Origin of the sequence: Pseudomonas sp. NPDC098747, from assembly GCF_044760045.1 — a bacterium.
In the GTDB taxonomy this organism is placed as follows: domain Bacteria; phylum Pseudomonadota; class Gammaproteobacteria; order Pseudomonadales; family Pseudomonadaceae; genus Aquipseudomonas.
Genome location: NZ_JBIWAL010000144.1, coordinates 1 through 1,628 on the forward strand (window position 1 = coordinate 1; position 1,628 = coordinate 1,628).

2 protein-coding genes are annotated in these 1,628 nt (G+C 56.3%); both read left to right on the plus strand.

Annotated elements, in window-relative coordinates; translation table 11 throughout:
- On the plus strand, nt 1-1,377 hold a 1,377-nt coding region (gene ilvB, locus ACIQVE_RS29655; RefSeq protein WP_402815516.1), incomplete at its 5' end, for a biosynthetic-type acetolactate synthase large subunit.
- Between the two features lie 2 nt (nt 1,378-1,379).
- Nucleotides 1,380-1,628: acetolactate synthase small subunit (gene ilvN / locus ACIQVE_RS29660; RefSeq protein WP_163103760.1), on the plus strand; the 249-nt coding region annotated here is incomplete at its 3' end.

Consider the following 1,628-nt stretch of genomic DNA (forward strand, 5'->3'; position numbering starts at 1 on the left):
AAAAATAACGCAAACTACATGCAGAAACTTAACAAAAGCTTCATGATCAAGCACGCGTCGGAAATCCCGGAAGTCATGAAGAAGGCCTTCTACCTGGCGCAATCCGGTCGTCCGGGCCCGGTCGTGGTCGATATCCCGAAAGACATGACCAACCCGGCCGAGAAGTTCGAATACATCTTCCCGAAAAAAGCCAAGCTGCGTTCCTACAGCCCGGCCGTTCGCGGTCACTCCGGGCAAATCCGCAAGGCAGCAGAAATGCTGCTGGCGGCCAAGCGCCCAGTGTTGTACTCCGGCGGTGGCGTGATTCTGGGGCATGGCTCCGAGCCTTTGACCGAACTTGCGAAAATGCTCAACCTGCCGGTGACCAACACGTTGATGGGCCTGGGTGGTTTCCCAGGCACTGATCGTCAGTTCATCGGCATGCTCGGCATGCACGGCAGCTACACCGCCAACCTGGCGATGCACCATGCCGATGTGATCCTGGCGGTTGGCGCACGTTTCGACGACCGAGTGATCAACGGCCCGGCGAAGTTCTGCCCGAACGCCAAGATCATTCACATCGACATCGACCCGGCTTCGATTTCCAAGACCATCAAGGCTGACGTGCCTATCGTGGGTCCAGTGGAAAGCGTCCTGAGCGAAATGGTCGCGATCCTCAAGGAAATCGGCGAGACCCCGAACAAGGAGTCCGTGGCCAGTTGGTGGAAGCAGGTGGATGAATGGCGCGGTGATCGCGGTCTGTTCCCTTACGACAAGGGCGACGGCAGCAAGATCAAGCCGCAGACCGTTATCGAAACCCTGTGCGAAGTGACCAAGGGCGATGCCTATATCACCTCCGACGTGGGTCAGCACCAGATGTTCGCTGCGCAGTACTACACGTTCAACAAGCCTAATCGCTGGATCAACTCCGGTGGCCTGGGCACCATGGGCTTCGGTTTCCCCGCAGCCATGGGCATCAAGTTGAGCTTCCCGGACGACGACGTTGCCTGCGTCACCGGCGAAGGCAGTATTCAGATGAACATCCAGGAACTGTCGACCTGCCTGCAATATGGTTTGCCAGTGAAAATCGTCATCCTGAACAACGGTGTTCTGGGGATGGTTCGTCAGTGGCAGGACATGAGCTATGGCAGCCGTCACTCGCACTCCTACATGGAATCGCTGCCTGATTTCGTCAAGTTGGCTGAAGCTTATGGCCACGTCGGCGTACGCATCACCGAATCGAAAGATCTGAAGTCGAAGATGGCAGAAGCGTTCGCCATGAAAGATCGTCTGGTGATCATCGATGTTTCGGTTGATACCAGCGAGCACGTCTACCCGATGCAGATCAAAGACGGCTCCATGCGCGATATGTGGCTGAGCAAGACGGAGCGTACTTAATCATGCGGCACATTATTTCCTTGCTTCTGGAAAACGAACCCGGCGCTTTGTCTCGTGTAGTCGGCCTGTTCTCGCAGCGCAACTACAACATCGAAAGCCTGACCGTGGCCCCGACCGAAGACCCGACCCTGTCGCGTCTGACGCTGACCACTGTGGGTCATGATGAAGTCATCGAGCAGATCACCAAAAACCTGAACAAGCTGATCGAAGTGGTCAAGCTGGTGGACCTGTCGGAAAGTGCTCACATCGAG